Here is a 17,858-nt window from a genome sequence, read left to right on the forward strand (position 1 = left end):
GGATTGGCCGGTTTTTTTTATCATTCCAAAAGAGAAAGTTAACGTGAAAGAGTCGAATTAAAGAAGGCCTGAGCGAGGAATAACGCGCTCACATTACGCGCCTCATTAAAATCAGGATCTTTCAGCAACGCCATCATATTCGCAATCGGCCAGCGCACCTGCGGCAAAGGTTCTGGCTCATCCCCTTCCAGACTTTGCGGGTACAAATCTCGTGCGACGACAATATTCATTTTGCTGGAAAAGTAAGATGGGGCCATCGTCAGCTTGGTCAGATAATCAAAACGCTTGGCACCAAAGCCAACTTCTTCCATCAATTCACGGTTCGCCGCATCCAGAACTTCTTCTCCCGGATCGATTAACCCTTTAGGGAACCCCAGCTCATAGGATTCAATTCCCACGGCATATTCGCGAATCAGCAACAGATCTTCGCCGATAATCGGCACGATCATAACCGCTTCGCGATTGGAGGGGCGCATTCGTTCGTAAAGACGACGGACGCCGTTACTAAACTCAAGATCGACCGCCTCTACGTTAAATAAGCGGGAGCGGGCAACCGTTTCGACATTAAGAATTTTAGGTTTTTGCAGGTGTTTCATGATAGCCCCGAATGAATAATTCACCTCTAATATGACGTTTTATTAGGGCGTACCAGCCTGCCAAAATGTGCTTCAGGCCAATCTTTTCCTGTCCAGAATAATGCTAACGTCTTGGGTGCAGGGATAGTTTTAAAACTTGATCACATTGTGCGTTAATGAGAACCTTTATCGCAACGCCGTTAGATATAATTTACCCGTTTTTAACATGACAATCGGTTTAGTCAAAATTTAGTCGGTTAGAAACTGGCCTATTTAGGCAGCAAGAACGTTAAAGTATGAAGATGAAAATAGGAATATGCTGATATTACCCGCGTATTACCCCTGTTATCTTTGTCGCCTAACAGGCAGTTGAAGAGCCCCTACACCAGATCATATCGCTGAGCAGAATGCCGCTATACCCGCTCACGAAATAACTCTTCCGTATGCCTCGACACGATTTTTATGCATAATATGCATTCTTTCATAGAGTTAACGAGGTTTGGTAGCACTCGGATGGGGATGGGATGAGCACAATAGTGTTGATATTGGCCTTACTCTTGACCAGCCTTGTCGCTGTTGCATTGCTATGGTGGTTCAAATATCACCAAATCTCTGCCGTTCCCGTGGCGCTCCCGTTTGTCAAACCCACGCATCGTACCCTTACGCCTGAAGAACGCGTCGCCGTCGAGAATTACCTGCTTAATCAATCCGAAAATGGCACCTTTAAAAAGCTGCCGGGTCTGGATTCACATCTGGATCAAGGGCATTCGTCCTCGTCTAACGAGCTGGCGTTGATCCCGGAAAGCGATAATGTCTATGCCGTCACCCGCGCTATTACCCGCTACGGCGTGGCTAGCGATGAACCGAATAAATGGCGTTACTACCTTGATGCCACCGAAGTGCATTTACCCCCGTTCTGGGAACAATTCATCGCGCAGGATAATTACGTCGAAGTCATTCAGACAAAAACTATCCCATTGGTGATCTCTTTAAATGGTCACTCCCTTAAAGATCACACGTTGGAAGCCCCAACGCCGCGAGTCGCCCAGTCTGCGCCACAAAATGCGTCTATCCGTAAAGAAGACAGCGAACACGTCGCCTTGGTCAATATTCGCAAGGAAACGCCGGAAGAACATGCGATTTACGGGCCTACCGGCCTGAGAGAAGCGGCGACTATCTGTTTGGCTTTGCTGCTTCTATTCCTCAGCCTTATTAGTCCTGGGGTAGTATTGCCATGGCTGATTCTTGTCTCTATCGCCCTGCTTTCCTGGGCCTGCTGGAAGTTATTCCGACCACTTTCAGAATCGGATTTAAAGGAAGTTCATTGCCTGAGTGGCACGCCAAAGCGTTGGGGATTATTTGGCGAGTCCAATCAAGGGCAGATGAATAACATCTCTTTGGGCATTATCGACTTGATTTATCCGCCTCACTGGCAGGCTTATTTCGCCCACGATCTGGGTAAGAAAACCAACGTTGATATTTATCTAAATCGGCAGGTCGTCCGTCAGGGACGCTATTTATCCCTGCATGATGAAATGAAAAATTTTCCATTGCAGCGCTGGGGCAAAAACCTGACGTTAATGCTCGGTTCATTAGCGATTCTGATATTGCTGGTCGTTTATGTTCCGCTCGGTCTGCCGCTAAAACTCAGCATGGCGTGGATTCAGGGTGCACAAAGCCAGCAGGTCACTAGTGTACAAGCTTTGGAAAAGATGCCGCTTCGCATTGGCGATATGCTGAAAGCTCAGGGAACGGGTATGTGCTATGTGCCGCCTAACGCTCTCGGCCCGCATAATTTTGCTTTTACGCCTTTCGATTGCTCTAGCATTTACTGGAATACCGCATCTACGCTACCACAGCCTGAGTCGGAAACTATTGAAAAAGCCGCTGCACTGCTGGCGACGGTCAATCAGCAATTGCACCCGCAGGACAGCAGCGATCCTAACGTTAACCCACAGTTAGCGACAGCGATTGAAAAGTCCGGGATGATTCTGCTGAATAACTTTTCCGATATTGTACTGAAAACCAAAGAGTTATGCAGAAGCGAAGCCGATTGCGTACGTCTGAAAAACGCCTTGGTCAATTTAGGCAACGCCAAGAACTGGGCGGCGCTCACCAAAAAAGCACAGTCTGGCGCGCTCAAAGGTATGAACGTGTTATTACGTCCGGTCAGCGCCGATGCGTTGGAAAGTTTGGTGAATACCGCTACCTCTTCCTTCGTTTACCGCGAAACTCATCTGGCTACCGAGGCATTAAATAGCCCGCCGCCGGGCGGTTTCCTGATCAGCAGCGATGAAGGCAAACAGCTGGTCAACCATCCTATTCCTGCCGTTCCGCTGTTTGATTACAGTGCGTTAGAGCAGTGGCGAGAACTTCAGCGGCTCTCTGGTTTGCTGCTGAATACCCCGTTTAAAGCTGAAGGAGTCATCACCAGCATTACCGTTGATGCCAACGGTACGCGTCATGTTACTTTGCATAGCGAACCGGACGTTATCACGCTCAGCCGCTATTTAGGCACCAGCCTGTTGTTATTCGCCTTGATTATTTGCCTGTCCGTCAACGGCTACCTGGTCATTAAGCGTATGCGCCAAAATCGCACCCGCATGGAAGATATTCAACGCTATTATGATAGCTGCTTTAGCACTCACCTTACCGCTACGCCTTATCTTCGCTAAGCGCCAGAATCCGCCTACGCAGCATCAGCCACGCGCAGACCTTGTCATTTTGGTATGCTAGGCTAAATATTATCTGCTAAATCGTCCGTCGCTGTTCCCCCTCAAACAGCCAGAATGCCTGCTTATTTTATTGGAGTGACCATGCCACTGAATGTTAACTGGCAAGATATCGATACCGTATTATTGGATATGGACGGTACTTTGCTGGATCTGGAGTTCGACAGCTATTTCTGGCTAAAACTGGTGCCTGAAGCTCTAAGCCAGCAGCGGAATATCCCTTTGGAGCAGGCCAAGGCAATTATTAACGATGAATACCACGCGGTGCAGCACACCATGAGCTGGTATTGCTTCGATTACTGGTGCCAACGACTAGATCTGGATATTTATGCCATGACGACGCAGGTCGGGTCGCGCGCCAGTTTGCGTCAGGATACACTGCCGTTTTTGCAGGAATTACGCGACTCCGGGCGGAAAACCATTTTACTGACCAATGCTCATCCCCATAGCCTGAATATTAAAGTTCAGCATACCGGTCTCGATCAGCACCTTGATTTGTTACTTTCCACCCATATATTTGGTTATCCGAAAGAAGATCAGCGTTTGTGGCAGGCCGTGGCTCAACATATCGATTTTGACCCCGCCAGAACCTTATTTGTGGATGACAGCGAAGCCATTTTGGACGCGGCAAAAACCTTTGGTATCCGTTACTGTTTGGGCGTTGAAAACCCTGATTCAAGCTGCGCGGGCAAAGTGTTTCAAAGCCATCCCGCCATCAGCGACTATCGCCAACTGTTGCCAGCCATTCGGCACCACAGCGCGGCTTAGCAGACAGGAGATTCTGTGAAAGAAAAATCCGCTCCCGATGACGCCGTTCGTCTGGATAAATGGCTATGGGCTGCGCGTTTTTACAAAACCCGCGCAATGGCCAGAGAGATGATTGATGGCGGTAAAGTTCATTACAACGGCCAGCGGGGGAAACCCAGTAAACTGGTTGAATTGAATGCGGAAATTCGGTTGCGACAAGGGAATGACGAGCGCACGGTTCGAATTCTGTCCATACACAGCCAGCGGCGCGGTGCGGCGGAAGCGCAGGCAATGTATGAAGAAACGGAAACCAGTATCGCCAACCGGGAGAAAGTAGCTCAGGCACGTAAACTCAATGCTCTGACCATGCCCCATCCGGATCGACGGCCGGATAAAAAAGAGCGTCGCAATCTGATCAAATTTAAATACGGCGAGTCGGAATAACCGGCTGCTTTTAAGAGAGAAAACTATGTCTAATCACGACCAATTACACCGCTATCTATTCAACCATCATGCGGTACGCGGCGAGCTGGTAACCGTTAATGAAACTTATCAACAGATTATCGCGAACCATGATTACCCCGCGCCGGTTAAAAAGCTGCTGGGTGAACTGTTGGTCGCTACCAGCCTGTTGACCGCTACTCTGAAATTTGACGGCGATATCACCGTACAGCTGCAGGGCGATGGCCCGTTGACTCTGGCCGTAATCAACGGCAATAACCAGCAGGAACTAAGAGGCGTGGCTCGCACCAACGGCGAAATTGCCGAAGACAGCTCGCTGAAGCAAATGATTGGTAATGGTTATATGGTGATAACCATTACACCAGCTAAAGGTGAACGTTATCAGGGTGTTGTTGGCTTGGAAGGCGACACTCTGGCCGAATGTCTGGAAAGCTATTTCATGCAGTCCGAACAGCTACCGACCCGCCTGTTTATCCGTACCGGTGAAGTCGAAGGTAAAGCGGCGGCAGCGGGTATGCTGTTGCAGGTTCTGCCTGCCGAAGAGCGAAATGAAGACGAATTCGACCATTTGGCGCAGCTGACAACCACTATCAAGGCGGAAGAACTGTTCACCCTGCCAGCCAATGAAGTGCTGTATCGCCTGTATCATCAGGAAGAAGTGACTATTTATGATCCGCAGAATGTCAGCTTCCGTTGCACCTGTTCCCGTGAACGATGCATGGACGCTTTAGTGACTCTGCCTGTTGAAGAAGTGCAGGAAATGCTTGAGCAGGATGGTCAAATTGATATGCACTGCGAATATTGTGGCACTCACCATATTTTTGACGCTGTAGATATCGCCAATTTGCTCAGCGGAAACAGCCCGTCTGACGATCAAATCCATTAATTATTCTGTTCTTTCCGGGCACATTTACTGTGCCCGGTGATTCCTGCCGTTTCACGCTTGCTATAATTCGTGTGCTATCTCTCATAACCTAGCTAAAAATAGGTCATTTATTAAAATCTTTGATAGCAATCGCTGTTAATCGAGGCTGAGGATTTACAATCGGTGGCATAAAAATAAGACGACCCTAGGAGTTAGACATGAGTGTTAAAGGAATCACCCCGCAAGAGCTCGCCGATTATGGCATCCATAGTGTAAGCGAGATTGTTTACAACCCTAGTTATGAGCTTTTATTTCAGGAAGAAACCAAGCCTGATCTGCAAGGCTATGAGCGCGGGACTGTCACCAATTTAGGCGCTGTCGCCGTTGATACCGGCATTTTTACCGGCCGCTCCCCGAAAGATAAATACATCGTTCGCGACGCCATCACTCAAGATACCGTGTGGTGGGCCGATCAGGGCAAAGGCAAGAATGATAATAAACCGCTGAGTCAGGAAACCTGGACCCAGTTGAAAGGGCTGGTTACCGAACAATTATCCGGTAAGCGTCTGTTTGTGGTTGATACTTTCTGCGGTGCGAACGCTGATACTCGTCTGAAGGTTCGTTTTATTACCGAGGTTGCGTGGCAGGCACACTTCGTGAAAAACATGTTTATCCGCCCTACTGATGAAGAACTGGCCAATTTTGAGCCTGATTTTATCGTGATGAACGGCGCTAAATGCACGAACCCGAACTGGAAAGAGCAGGGTCTTAACTCCGAAAACTTTGTGGCATTCAACCTGACCGAACGCATGCAGCTGATTGGCGGCACCTGGTACGGCGGCGAGATGAAGAAAGGTATGTTCTCAATGATGAACTACCTGCTACCGCTGAAAGGCATTGCTTCCATGCACTGTTCTGCCAACGTGGGCGAGAAAGGCGATGTAGCGATCTTCTTCGGCCTGTCTGGCACCGGCAAAACCACCCTGTCTACCGATCCTAAGCGTAAACTCATCGGCGATGATGAACACGGCTGGGATGATGACGGCGTGTTTAACTTTGAAGGCGGCTGCTACGCCAAAACCATCAAACTTTCCGAGGAAGCCGAGCCAGATATTTATCACGCTATTAAGCGAGACGCTCTGCTGGAAAACGTCATGGTACTGGCCGATGGTACCGTTGATTTTAACGATGGATCGAAAACGGAAAATACACGAGTTTCCTATCCGATTTACCATATCGAAAACATCGTTAAGCCAGTATCCAAAGCTGGCCACGCAACCAAAGTCATTTTCCTGACCGCCGATGCGTTTGGTGTTTTACCACCGGTATCTCGTTTAACCGCTGATCAAACCCAGTATCACTTCCTGTCTGGCTTTACCGCCAAGCTGGCCGGTACCGAACGCGGCGTAACCGAACCAACGCCAACCTTCTCTGCCTGCTTCGGCGCGGCTTTCCTGTCGCTGCATCCAACTCAGTATGCCGAAGTACTGGTAAAACGCATGCAGGCGGCGGGCGCTCAGGCCTATCTGGTTAACACCGGCTGGAATGGCACAGGTAAACGTATTTCGATTAAAGATACGCGTGGGATTATTGATGCCATCCTGAATGGCGATATTGATAAGGCTGAGACATTCACCTTACCAATATTTAATCTGACGGTACCGACGGCGTTGCCGGGCGTGAATCCAGAGATTCTGGACCCGCGTCAAACCTACGGCAGTCTTGAGCAGTGGCAGGAAAAAGCGGAAGATCTGGCAAAACGCTTCGTCACCAACTTCGATAAGTATACCGATACCCCTGCTGGCGCAGCTTTAGTCAGCGCCGGGCCGAAAATCTAATCTGTTTTACTTATGCAAAAGGGCACGATATTCGTGCCCTTTTTTGATCTTGCTGATTCTTAATGATATTAGTCGCTCACACCGTCAACCGTGTTTGCCCGGTGCCACCGATTTCACGTCTAAGGGCAATGGCAGGTAAGCGCGAATGCACAGCCCGCCCTTCTCACTGGTGCCGATATCCAGCATACCTGAGTGAGCATCAAGAATACGCTGTACGATTGCCAGTCCCAGACCGGTGCCGCTGGTGCTACGAGCGCTATCGCCGCGAACGAATGGCTGGAACAGATGCTTCAATTCTTCCGGTTTGATACCCGGCCCATCATCTTCCACTTGGAACCAGGCGCGCTGTAACTCAGTGCCGCTGCTTACTTTTATCCAGCCATTACCATAACGAGCTGCGTTAACCACCATGTTCGCCAACGCACGTTTAATCGATAACGGATGCACTTCGACCTTCACTTCGCCGTCGCATAAATCTGTTTCAATTTCCCGCTCATATCCGCTTTCTGCCGCAATGACTTCGCCCAAAATGGCGTTCAGATCGCAGGTTTCCGTCGGCATTTCCTCCCCGGTGCGCAGGTAATCAATAAACTGTTCGATGATGGCATTACATTCTTCAATATCTTTATTAATGGATTCAGAGAGATAACCATCCTCTTCTGCCATCATTTCCGTCGCTAGGCGAATACGGGTCAGCGGTGTACGTAAATCATGGCTGACGCCCGCCATCAGAAGCGTGCGGTCATCTGCCAGCAGCTTTACTCCGGAGGCCATTTGGTTAAATGCCCGGGTTACCGAGCGCACCTCAGATGCGCCATATTCCCGCAGCGGCGGCGGAATATGGCCTTTCCCCACCTGTAGCGCCGCGTGCTCTAGTTCCACCAAGGGCCGATTCTGAATGCGGATAAACAGCCAGGCTCCGCCGACCGCCAGCAGCATAATCGCTAGCGTATAACGGAACAGCGGCGAGAAATCACCCTGATGAATTTCAGTCAGAGGAACCCGCACCCAGATGTCTGGCGATAGCCAGGTTTTCAGCCAGACGACCGGCGAGTTTTTATTAACCTCAACCCGCACATCCGTTGGCCCTCCAAGCTGCTGGGCCATTTGATCGCTGAGAAACTTGTAATGCTGAGCCCAACGCAGGCCACTCTCCTCCGCCGCAGCATTGGTATACAAAGAAATTCCCAACTCACGGTAGATTTCACGCCGAAAAGCGGGCGGGACCTCCAGTAGCGTGCCGTCTTCCAGTTGCAGCCGGTCGGTCATCAGCATACGAACTTCGTAAGCCAGAACCTTATTGAACTGCTGCAAACTAGGCAAAATGGCAAAGTTTAGTACCACTAAATAAGTTGTGACCAAACTGACGAACAGCAAGGTCACAATCAATAACAGGGTACGGGCAAACGAGCTACGCGGAGAAAAGCGCCATCGCCTCATGCTTTACTGCCGTCCGGTACGAATACGTAGCCCAAGCCCCAAACGGTTTGGATATAACGCGGATGAGCAGGATCTTCTTCCACCATACGGCGTAGACGGGAGATTTGAACATCGATGGAACGTTCCATGGCGCTGTACTCACGGCCACGAGCCAGATTCATCAATTTATCGCGGGATAACGGCTCACGCGGATGGCTCACCAATGCCTTCAGCACGGCAAACTCGCCGCTGGTCAATGGCATAGGTTCATCTTCGCGAAACATTTCGCGGGTTCCCAAATTCAGTTTGAATTTGCCGAAGGAGATAATCGCCTCTTCCTGAGAAGGTGCACCCGGTAGTTCATTGGCCTGACGGCGCAACACCGCACGAATACGCGCCAACAGCTCACGCGGGTTAAACGGCTTAGGAATATAGTCATCTGCACCGATTTCCAGACCAACAATACGGTCAACTTCTTCGCCTTTCGCGGTCACCATAATGATTGGCATTGGGTTGCTCTGGCTACGCAGGCGGCGGCAAATAGATAGCCCATCTTCGCCCGGCAACATCAGGTCCAGAACCATCAGGTGGAATGATTCACGGGTTAGCAAGCGGTCCATCTGTTCAGCATTGGCTACGCTGCGGACTTGAAAACCTTGCTCAGTCAAATAGCGTTCCAAAAGCGCACGCAGGCGCATGTCATCATCGACGACCAGAATCTTGTGATTCTCTTGCATTTTAGTACTCCCAAAGGCTGTATTGCCCGACCTGAATATTGTTAGAAAAACTCACGCTAACAGACAGCTATTTATGGTATATATTCTAGTCGAAATTGTTACAAAGCTTATTGTTCTACCTAATAATCAACACTTTTCGTCAAATGGCCGGTACCGAATCTCTAATATCCAGTAGGTTGCCTCGCCGTTGGGTGTCTGAACCGTGATTTCATCATCTACCTGTTTACCAATCAAGGCTCGCGCCACCGGCGAGTCAATTGAGATCCATTTTTTGGCCGGATCGAATTCATCTGGGCCAACCAATCGAAAAAACCGCTCTTCTCCCAGTTCATTTTCCACCCTAACCCAAGCGCCAAAATAAACTTTTCCTTCCTGACGCGGATCGGGATCGACGATTTTCAACACATCCAGACGTTTGGATAAAAAACGCACCCGACGATCGATTTCCCGCAGGCGTTTTTTCCCATAAATATATTCGGCATTTTCAGAACGGTCGCCCATTGCGGCTGCTTCTGAAACTGCCTGCGTCACCCTTGGCCGTTCTTCTCGCCATAGATATTTTAGTTCGAGGTCCAGAGCCTGCCAGCCTTCGCGGGTGATGTAATTACTTTTCGACATTCTCTTATCCACTCAACACGGGTTGGGTATTCAGTCATCCAATATAACGTAACTTATCATCAATACGTTGTCTTCCCTCAGATTACGCCAGGTTGTTTACTCGAGCCATGCCTCAAACTTTACCTATCTCGACGGTCATAACTTCACATTAAGACAGACTGTGTTGACTTTTTATACGGCGAGTTATAAAGATTAATACGCGCAGAAAAGCGCTCAAGTAACATTGATTAACATGATGTTATATATGGATTTATTTAAAATCACGGAGGATTTTAAAATGGAAATTATTATTCTTGAAACCAAGCTACCAGAGCAGAATAAACCTCGACCAGCAGCCGAACAATAACGGTCAAGACCTCCCTAAAATATTAGGGAGGTTAGCTCATACTGACGTTTATAAAACAATTTATGATCTGGAGAGCGAATCATGGAAGGTATCAACAAGCCTTTATTACTGCCCAATACGGTAGTTTTAGACAAGACGGCCTCGCGAGCGGGAGTGACGCTAACTATCGCAGACCTCAATCAATGGGATAACTTCAAACGCCTGCTTGAATGCTGTGACGGCACGCAAACCCCACAACAAATCGCTACACACCTATCACTCGACATCACCACCGTTAATCATACTTTGGCATCTCTGGAGTCCGCAGGCTTCATCTGGTGTCTGCCAGCGTATCAGGCGATTCCTACGCCACTTTTTTTGACGGAATTCAACCGCTGGCTGCCCATTTGGGTGCATAAGATGTATGACCAACAGATATGGCAAGATTTGTATGATGGTAAAGAATCGCCGTCGGTGCTTATCGGCTGGGCGCAGGAAAATATGCATTACACTCGCAGCGTTATGTCGCATATGCCTCGGGCTATTCACTATGCCGATGACCAAATCGGGCATGGCATCCAATTTCGTCATCTCAGCGAAGAGTGGGATCATTACCGGTTATTTATGGCCGCTTGCCACGATGTGGGTATCGATCAGGCTCAGTTGGATCAAAGCCCGCCCCTAGCCAGTACCACCAGCATTACGCGTTTTATGGCCAATGTGGCTCAAATGGGAACGCTGGTGTACAACGCCTGCGAAGCCTTGCTGGAAGCCACCACCCAAAACGGGCAATCGGTGATCGATTTCTATCAAACGGCCGGCGAGCGGCTAGAACTCCCTCAGGCATTCACCGATAAGCTGATTCATCATTTGATGGCAGATCAGAAGTTTGAACATATCGATATCTTCGAACACCTACTGGAAGGTCATTCGACATTACCGGCACAGAAAGTTACTCAGATTTTCACTAGCTGTCATCGGCTCGCCAATTGGTTTGAGATATGGCATGACGATATTTATCGGCATTATCACTCATTGCCGCTTTCTGGCGCTCAGTGTGTTTCTACATCATCCGACCAGCTTTCTGGTACCCACTACGCAAGTTCAACCATATAGGAAAGGGTTAACTTTATGGATAATACCGCGACAGCCCCAGCACTACCCCTTCTGACTCCTAAGGACTTATCCTTTCCCGCTGACGCTTGGAACATGATTCAGCCCGAAGAGATGAATGAACAGTTTATCGCCGTGACGACTTCGCTGCGTGGCTGGCTGAAAGGCGGCGCAATGAGCGAATACTATGGATTAACGCCTCACTGCTGCAAACTCGCCGTTGAAATGTGCCACCTGCTGTATGGATTAGATAAAGCGCTGGTACGATGCGCTGCGGAAACCGAAGATAAGCAGCTTCAGGAGCTTTTTATTCTGCATGCTTTCCACGCTCATCGAATGAAAAAAACCTGGGATAACATTTGTCATGAGCTGACCCAAAAACCTCTGGCTGAACTGGAGCCACTGACCTCAACCTTAATGTTGCAGCTCACACTGGAGAATATCGCCGCTAAAGATCCTCTGGCTTTTGCCTACGCCATCGATCTATTTGGATCACCTGGCTACATCGAATCTATCGAACCGGTAGTGGCGTTCTTTAGCGAGCTTTTGGATAACCCGGAAATCATTGCTCACCTTGCTACGTGGAAATCAGAGTCTATTGATAATGACACCTCTTTCGCCAGTATTCCCCTGACCAAAGTCTACGGATATCCCCTTGCGGGCAGCTATGGCAAAGCCTGTTGCGATTTTATCGGTCCGCGCCTGCAACGAGATATCGATACCAGCCTGATTAATCTGGCGGCTCTGGGGGATCAATTTCATTTGTTTTATCGCGGTGTGCAGGTTTTTTACGTCGAGAAGGCATTCTCCTTCCCTCAATTGCACATGAATTGGTTACACAGCGCCTAATGCCACCAGCACCACAATCGGTGAATACTGGAGAAAATCATGCTGTTAAAAGATTCCGTTGTGGTTGAATATGTTCGCGAACGAGTTTTGCGCCTCACCTCCCGGCTACAGGTAGTTGAGCTGGTTCATGATGATATCAATGCATTTTTTGTCGAAATGCTGTCGAGAAACCGAGACCCAGAATCCGCTTTGATAGAAACAGGGTGCAGCGCCGATTTCAGCCGAGACTTTATGGCATTCCTGCATAAAAACGTTCTGCTCTATGCCATTCCGATTAATGCTGATTATATTGCTGCCGCAGATGCCGCTGACCTGATAAACAACGAGCTGAATCATTGGGCGGATATACTTTACTTCGACCCATTCTGGTCAACGATGGAAAACCCGACGGCAGCGACAGATCTGAATACGCTTTATGCTTGGGCAATAGAAAACTACCACCATACTCACAGTGTGATCCGACATTTAGGAGCCGCGCTATCTCATACTCAGAATCAATTGGTCGCGGACAAACTCATTACACATTTGTCTGAGGAATGGGATCACCCTTATCTGTTCAAACTTAGCGCAATACGTTTTCGCCGTGCTCATCTGCTACCCGCACTAGAAGAAACGCTGTTGCCGTTACCCTGCACTCAGTCTCTTTGCGCGCTGTTGCAATTGGCCGCCAGACGAGGTTGTTTCGCCTACAAAAGCTGCGTAGCCGTACTGGAAAACACCGCTCGACGAGTCAATGAAACCCGAACATTTTATCGAAATATTGCCGAGCGAAACGCGTTAGATTATAGCGTGGTTGAACCCTTCGTTATCCACGCAGAAACGGATGAAAACTATGATCATCTTAATTCGTTAAGTCAGTTTTCTGCTCACAGTCCGCCTTTAGCCGTAGCTTGCGTGGAAGAAGCCTTAGGGTTGGCTTATCGTTTTGCAGAGGCACTCAATCTGTGGCAACGCCATATGATGGATTTGTACCTCACTCGCTCTTTAGGTGAAGGCCATCGAACTCGACAAACAGCCTAGGAGTGGCTGGGTATATGCCGTTGTGGATAAATACTCGGCCGTTACTATCAATCTCTATTATTTTTGCCGGATCGTCATTGGCCTATTACATGCTGATGACGACTCTCGCCACTTATCTCTATGATTATCTGAACTTATCCGTAGCCACCGTTGGCACCATCATTTTTGGCTACGTTTTTACCTCACGTCTGGCAAAGGTCGCTTTGGGGCCGTGGTTCGATCGATTAACTCTACGCACTAGCCTGATGCTTTCTTTAAGCATTGCCGCCGTCGGTTTTTTACTGGCTGCATCAGATAAGCTGATAGGTATCCTTGCTCCTTGGTGCCTCTGTATTGCTGGCGTGGGCGTTTCTTCCATCGTATTGCTAACCCACTCTGCTATCGCGCGCCAAAAACAGTCTTCATCCGACGCTTCTCACGCTCCTGCCGATTATTCATTTATCTACGTTCTTATGCATGGCTCGGCATTAATCGCCCCTGCCATTGGTTTTAATATATTGCTCAATTATCCTGGTCAGCTGTATTGGGTTATTGCTAGTTTCTATCTCGCTCTGCTGCTATTTTGCCGGTTTTTTCTCTCTGAACCTCACCACCAGTCAGTTGAGAAAGCCAAACCGATCGTTATAGATTTTCTGATCGCCTTCAAAAAACAGCATTACTGCCGATTCTTGCTGATCAATAGCCTGCTATGGATGCTTTATGCTCAGCTTTTTTCCACCATTCCACTCTACGTGCGCGAAGTATTAGGCGCAGAAAGCCATATCACGCGGTTCTACATGGTCGAAGCCTTGTCTGTGATGGTGCTGCAATACTGGGTCAGCGCCCATATTAACCCGCGGATTCAGGCTTATTTTCCCAAGGTGACATTAGCGGCGTTTTCTCTATCCTTCCTGCTGATTTACTACGCTCATAACATGTTTTTCATCCTGCTGGCAGGCTGTATTTTTGCCTTTGCACTAATGGTATTTATGCCGTGCTCAAACGCGGCTAATGCCTCATTCGCCGAGCCAGGGCGTTTCGCTACCTACTTCGGGCTGGTATCACTGTCTGCCACTCTGGGAGATTCGCTCGGCAGTATATTGGGAATGGTCTGCTTTGATTTGTTACTGCAAAACGAGATGCTAAAACACTACTTTCTCTGGCTCGCCGGCATTACCGCAGCACTGGCAATTCTCTGTCGCAATCCGTATAACTGTCCTTTCTGATTTCCCTATTCATCTATCGAACTGATACCAGACTTATGAATGAACCACTGAGCCGCATTATTGCAAGCGAACTACAGGCCCGGCCGGAGCAAGTCATCTCCGCTATCCGCCTGCTTGATGAAGGTAATACCGTGCCCTTTATTGCACGGTATCGTAAGGAAGTTACCGGCGGGTTGGATGATACCCAGTTGCGCCAGCTGGAAACCCGTCTGGGTTATCTGCGTGAATTGGAAGACCGCCGCCAAACCATTCTCAAATCCATTGAAGATCAAGGCAAGCTAACTGAGCAACTCGCCGGTGCCATAAACGGCACTATGAGTAAAACCGAGCTAGAAGACCTTTATCTGCCTTATAAACCGAAGCGTCGCACGCGCGGACAGATTGCGATTGAAGCCGGTCTGGAACCTCTGGCCGATAGCTTGTGGAACAATCCGCAGCAAGAGCCTGAATCCGTTGCCGCCGCCTATATCGATGCTGAGAAAGGCGTTGCCGATACCAAAGCCGCCTTGGATGGCGCGCGTTACATCCTGATGGAGCGTTTCGCCGAAGACGCCACGCTGCTGGCTAAAGTGCGTCAGTATCTATGGAAAAATGCGCACCTCGTCTCAAAAGTAGTTGAAGGCAAAGAGCAGGAAGGGGCAAAGTTCCGCGATTACTTCGAACATCATGAACCTATCGCTCAGGTACCTTCGCACCGCGCATTGGCTATGTTCCGTGGCCGCAATGAAGGCGTGCTTCAACTGTCTCTGAATGCCGATCCGCAGTTTGAAGAACCGCCGCGTGAAAGCCAGGGCGAACAGATTATTATCAATCATCTGGATCTGCGCCTGAATAATGCGCCTGCCGATGCGTGGCGGAAAGCCGTCATCAACTGGACATGGCGCATCAAAGTTTTACTGCATTTGGAAACCGAATTGATGAGCACCCTGCGCGAGCGGGCGGAAGAAGAAGCCATCAACGTGTTTGCCCGTAATATGCAGGATTTGCTGATGGCAGCACCTGCCGGCATGCGCGCCACCATGGGTCTGGATCCAGGATTACGTACCGGAGTCAAAGTCGCCGTGGTTGATGCCACCGGTAAATTAGTGGCTTACGACACGGTTTACCCTCATACCGGTCAGGCCACCAAAGCCGCCGCCACTGTCGCGGCGCTATGCATCAAGCATCAGGTTGAACTGGTGGCAATTGGTAACGGCACCGCGTCTCGGGAAACAGAGCGCTTCTTTACCGAATTGCAGCAGCAATATCCGGCGGTTACCGCACAGAAAGTGATTGTCAGTGAAGCCGGAGCCTCCGTGTATTCCGCATCTGAGCTGGCGGCACTGGAATTCCCCGATCTGGATGTCTCTATCCGTGGCGCGGTGTCAATTGCCCGTCGCCTGCAAGATCCGCTGGCCGAGCTGGTTAAGATCGATCCAAAATCTATCGGGGTTGGCCAGTATCAGCATGACGTTAGCCAGAGCCAATTGGCTAAAAAACTGGATGCGGTGGTTGAAGACTGCGTAAACGCCGTTGGCGTGGATCTCAATACAGCGTCGGTGCCATTACTAACCCGCGTTGCCGGTCTGACGCGCATGATGGCGCAAAATATCGTGAACTGGCGTAATGAAAATGGTCGTTTCCGTAATCGTGAACAGCTATTGAAAGTCAGTCGTTTGGGGCCAAAAGCCTTTGAGCAGTGCGCCGGTTTCCTGCGCATCAACCACGGCGATAACCCGCTGGACGCCTCGACGGTGCATCCCGAAGCCTATCCGGTAGTCGAACGTATTCTGGCTGCGACCGAGCAGGCGTTACAGGATTTAATGGGCAATCCAACCGTACTGCGGAACCTGCAAGCCAGAGATTTTACTACCGAGCGTTTCGGTGTGCCGACGGTGACAGATATTCTTAAAGAGTTGGAAAAACCGGGTCGCGATCCGCGTCCTGAGTTTAAAACCGCAACCTTCGCAGACGGCGTTGAAACCATGAACGACCTCACCGTGGGAATGATTCTGGAAGGTTCGGTGACTAACGTCACCAATTTTGGAGCCTTTGTTGATATCGGCGTCCATCAGGATGGTTTGGTGCACATTTCTTCACTGGCAGACAAATTTGTCGATGACCCACATAAAGTGGTGAAAGCCGGCGATATCGTCAAAGTGAAAGTAATGGAAGTAGATTTACAGCGTAAACGTATTGCTTTAACGATGCGTTTAGACGAGCAACCGGGAGAAACCAATGCCCGACGCGGCAGCGCTGACAATAGTGCTAAACCTCGTCAGGGAGGACGCAATAGTCAGGATTCTCGCGATAGAGCGCCAGCCAAAGGACGCACTGCTAGCGCTACCGGCGCAGGCAACAGCGCCATGAGCGACGCGCTAGCAGCGGCCTTAGGCAAAAAACGCTAATCCAACCGCGCCGCTGACTCTTGTCAGCGGCGTTTTTCCTTCCCAGTTCGCGCCACTCTCTCCCTTTTCTCACTGCTATTCTGTGATATGCCTTTCATAATCTTTTGGTCTATAAATATGAAATTTTATATTCATAGATGATTAGCAGAAGCTAAACATCTATTTTCTGAGTCCATCATATTTTTTCTATTTGTGTTGGACCTCTCAAAATAAATGAGGCGACTGACGCAACCCTAAGGATTTATTAAGAAACATAATAAATAAGATTAACTAAATATAAATCCAGATATTAATTGATTCAAATCATGGTGAATTGCAGATAGTGTAAATTAGAATTATTATCCTTAAGGCTGGTCGTATATGTAAATTGAAATACAATTCATTAACCATTTTAACCAGCCATTCTCGTTTGCGAACGCCACACTTTGGTGCTAAAAAAAGAAGATATCGGCCTAGAGCATATTATTCCTAATGTCGTAACGAATATTTACCATTAGGCTTTTGATCGCTGTTGAATACGATAACGATTCTCACTATCATTATTGTGTCTATTATCGCTTAGCGCTACCGCCCGCAGTTCAATGGCTAGCGCTAATAGCCCGATTCCTCTGGCAGATAATGTGATATTCGCACCTGGCGTTGAGCTGGTTAGTCCGCCATTTTGTTGCCGATAATGTCATCTTTTATTATCACGAGGGTTATATGCATCTTCTTCCTCAACGCGCTTATAAGATTTTGGGATTCTCTCCTGAAATCAGCCCGGCTTATCGACAAAAATTATTGTCGCTCGGCATGTTACCCGGTTCATCATTTAATGTTGTGCGTCTCGCACCATTAGGCGATCCCATTCAGATAGAAACTCGCCGCGTTAGCTTGGTCTTGCGTAAAAAAGATTTAGATTTTCTGAATTTGGACCTACAGCCTTAATTTTTAGGTTCCTTTCATTTTATTTTCTCTGCGGCTCGG

Annotated in this window: 15 protein-coding genes; 11 read left to right on the forward strand and 4 right to left on the reverse strand. The window is 48.9% G+C overall.

The window, feature by feature from the left end; all coding sequences use genetic code 11:
* Window positions 1–38 precede the first annotated feature (38 nt).
* Complete coding sequence (gene nudE / locus PL78_RS11670; RefSeq protein WP_179207946.1) at window positions 39–596, reverse strand: ADP compounds hydrolase NudE; 558 nt, start codon at window positions 594–596, stop codon at window positions 39–41.
* A gap of 503 nt (window positions 597–1,099) precedes the next feature.
* Between nudE and PL78_RS11675 the strand changes: the two genes are divergently transcribed.
* From PL78_RS11675 to pckA, 5 genes are all read left to right on the forward strand, one after another.
* Window positions 1,100–3,250, forward strand: a complete 2,151-nt coding sequence (locus tag PL78_RS11675) for an intracellular growth attenuator family protein (RefSeq protein WP_064515652.1) — start codon at window positions 1,100–1,102, stop codon at window positions 3,248–3,250.
* A gap of 141 nt (window positions 3,251–3,391) precedes the next feature.
* Entirely contained in the window at window positions 3,392–4,075 is a 684-nt protein-coding gene (gene yrfG / locus PL78_RS11680) for a GMP/IMP nucleotidase (protein ID WP_064515653.1), read from the forward strand.
* A 15-nt stretch (window positions 4,076–4,090) separates the two neighbouring features.
* Window positions 4,091–4,498, forward strand: coding sequence for a ribosome-associated heat shock protein Hsp15 (gene hslR, locus PL78_RS11685; RefSeq protein ID WP_064515654.1), 408 nt, complete (start codon window positions 4,091–4,093; stop codon window positions 4,496–4,498).
* A gap of 25 nt (window positions 4,499–4,523) precedes the next feature.
* Window positions 4,524–5,402 carry an Hsp33 family molecular chaperone HslO gene (gene hslO, locus PL78_RS11690; protein WP_064515655.1) on the forward strand — a complete coding sequence of 293 codons (879 nt, stop codon included), beginning with the start codon at window positions 4,524–4,526 and terminating at the stop codon, window positions 5,400–5,402.
* Between the two features lie 197 nt (window positions 5,403–5,599).
* Window positions 5,600–7,219 (forward strand): phosphoenolpyruvate carboxykinase (ATP), encoded by a 1,620-nt coding sequence (gene pckA / locus PL78_RS11695; protein WP_064515656.1) that lies wholly within the window; start codon window positions 5,600–5,602, stop codon window positions 7,217–7,219.
* An 84-nt stretch (window positions 7,220–7,303) separates the two neighbouring features.
* Here the strand turns inward: pckA and envZ are convergent, their stop codons facing one another.
* The 3 genes from envZ to greB form a co-directional block, all read right to left on the reverse strand.
* Window positions 7,304–8,659 carry a two-component system sensor histidine kinase EnvZ gene (envZ, locus tag PL78_RS11700; protein WP_064515657.1) on the reverse strand — a complete coding sequence of 452 codons (1,356 nt, stop codon included), beginning with the start codon at window positions 8,657–8,659 and terminating at the stop codon, window positions 7,304–7,306.
* On the reverse strand, window positions 8,656–9,375 hold the full coding sequence (gene ompR / locus PL78_RS11705; RefSeq protein ID WP_049597277.1) for an osmolarity response regulator transcription factor OmpR: 720 nt from the start codon (window positions 9,373–9,375) through the stop codon (window positions 8,656–8,658). Before ompR ends, envZ begins: the two co-directional genes overlap by 4 nt.
* A 126-nt stretch (window positions 9,376–9,501) precedes the next feature.
* Window positions 9,502–9,993 carry a transcription elongation factor GreB gene (gene greB / locus PL78_RS11710; protein WP_064515658.1) on the reverse strand — a complete coding sequence of 164 codons (492 nt, stop codon included), beginning with the start codon at window positions 9,991–9,993 and terminating at the stop codon, window positions 9,502–9,504.
* Window positions 9,994–10,420: 427 nt separating this feature from the next.
* On the opposite strand from greB, the gene PL78_RS11715 reads away from it, so the two are divergent.
* From PL78_RS11715 to feoA, 6 genes are all read left to right on the forward strand, one after another.
* Window positions 10,421–11,434, forward strand: a complete 1,014-nt coding sequence (locus PL78_RS11715) for a hypothetical protein (RefSeq protein WP_064515659.1) — start codon at window positions 10,421–10,423, stop codon at window positions 11,432–11,434.
* A gap of 15 nt (window positions 11,435–11,449) precedes the next feature.
* Entirely contained in the window at window positions 11,450–12,280 is an 831-nt protein-coding gene (locus PL78_RS11720) for a hypothetical protein (protein WP_064515660.1), read from the forward strand.
* Between the two features lie 39 nt (window positions 12,281–12,319).
* Window positions 12,320–13,300 (forward strand): hypothetical protein, encoded by a 981-nt coding sequence (locus tag PL78_RS11725; protein ID WP_064515661.1) that lies wholly within the window; start codon window positions 12,320–12,322, stop codon window positions 13,298–13,300.
* 14 nt (window positions 13,301–13,314) lie between these two features.
* On the forward strand, window positions 13,315–14,505 hold the full coding sequence (locus PL78_RS11730; RefSeq protein ID WP_064515662.1) for an MFS transporter: 1,191 nt from the start codon (window positions 13,315–13,317) through the stop codon (window positions 14,503–14,505).
* Between the two features lie 35 nt (window positions 14,506–14,540).
* Entirely contained in the window at window positions 14,541–16,892 is a 2,352-nt protein-coding gene (locus PL78_RS11735; RefSeq protein ID WP_064515663.1) for a Tex family protein, read from the forward strand.
* A gap of 702 nt (window positions 16,893–17,594) precedes the next feature.
* Window positions 17,595–17,819: a ferrous iron transporter A gene (gene feoA / locus PL78_RS11740; RefSeq protein WP_049597284.1), complete on the forward strand. Its 225-nt coding sequence runs from the start codon at window positions 17,595–17,597 to the stop codon at window positions 17,817–17,819.
* The last annotated feature ends 39 nt before the right edge of the window (window positions 17,820–17,858 follow it).

The organism is Yersinia entomophaga, from assembly GCF_001656035.1.
Taxonomy (GTDB): domain Bacteria; phylum Pseudomonadota; class Gammaproteobacteria; order Enterobacterales; family Enterobacteriaceae; genus Yersinia; species Yersinia entomophaga.

What these genes read in the sequence shown, in the direction of transcription:
- feoA (WP_049597284.1), top strand. Translation starts at nt 17,595, where the DNA reads ATGCATCTTCTTCCTCAACGCGCTTATAAGATTTTGGGATTCTCTCCT.
- hslO (WP_064515655.1), top strand. Translation starts at nt 4,524, where the DNA reads ATGTCTAATCACGACCAATTACACCGCTATCTATTCAACCATCATGCG.
- PL78_RS11730 (WP_064515662.1), top strand. Translation starts at nt 13,315, where the DNA reads ATGCCGTTGTGGATAAATACTCGGCCGTTACTATCAATCTCTATTATT.
- PL78_RS11715 (WP_064515659.1), top strand. Translation starts at nt 10,421, where the DNA reads ATGGAAGGTATCAACAAGCCTTTATTACTGCCCAATACGGTAGTTTTA.
- pckA (WP_064515656.1), top strand. Translation starts at nt 5,600, where the DNA reads ATGAGTGTTAAAGGAATCACCCCGCAAGAGCTCGCCGATTATGGCATC.
- nudE (WP_179207946.1), bottom strand. Translation starts at nt 596, where the DNA reads ATGAAACACCTGCAAAAACCTAAAATTCTTAATGTCGAAACGGTTGCC.
- PL78_RS11675 (WP_064515652.1), top strand. Translation starts at nt 1,100, where the DNA reads ATGAGCACAATAGTGTTGATATTGGCCTTACTCTTGACCAGCCTTGTC.
- PL78_RS11725 (WP_064515661.1), top strand. Translation starts at nt 12,320, where the DNA reads ATGCTGTTAAAAGATTCCGTTGTGGTTGAATATGTTCGCGAACGAGTT.
- PL78_RS11735 (WP_064515663.1), top strand. Translation starts at nt 14,541, where the DNA reads ATGAATGAACCACTGAGCCGCATTATTGCAAGCGAACTACAGGCCCGG.
- ompR (WP_049597277.1), bottom strand. Translation starts at nt 9,375, where the DNA reads ATGCAAGAGAATCACAAGATTCTGGTCGTCGATGATGACATGCGCCTG.
- yrfG (WP_064515653.1), top strand. Translation starts at nt 3,392, where the DNA reads ATGCCACTGAATGTTAACTGGCAAGATATCGATACCGTATTATTGGAT.
- greB (WP_064515658.1), bottom strand. Translation starts at nt 9,993, where the DNA reads ATGTCGAAAAGTAATTACATCACCCGCGAAGGCTGGCAGGCTCTGGAC.
- envZ (WP_064515657.1), bottom strand. Translation starts at nt 8,659, where the DNA reads ATGAGGCGATGGCGCTTTTCTCCGCGTAGCTCGTTTGCCCGTACCCTG.
- PL78_RS11720 (WP_064515660.1), top strand. Translation starts at nt 11,450, where the DNA reads ATGGATAATACCGCGACAGCCCCAGCACTACCCCTTCTGACTCCTAAG.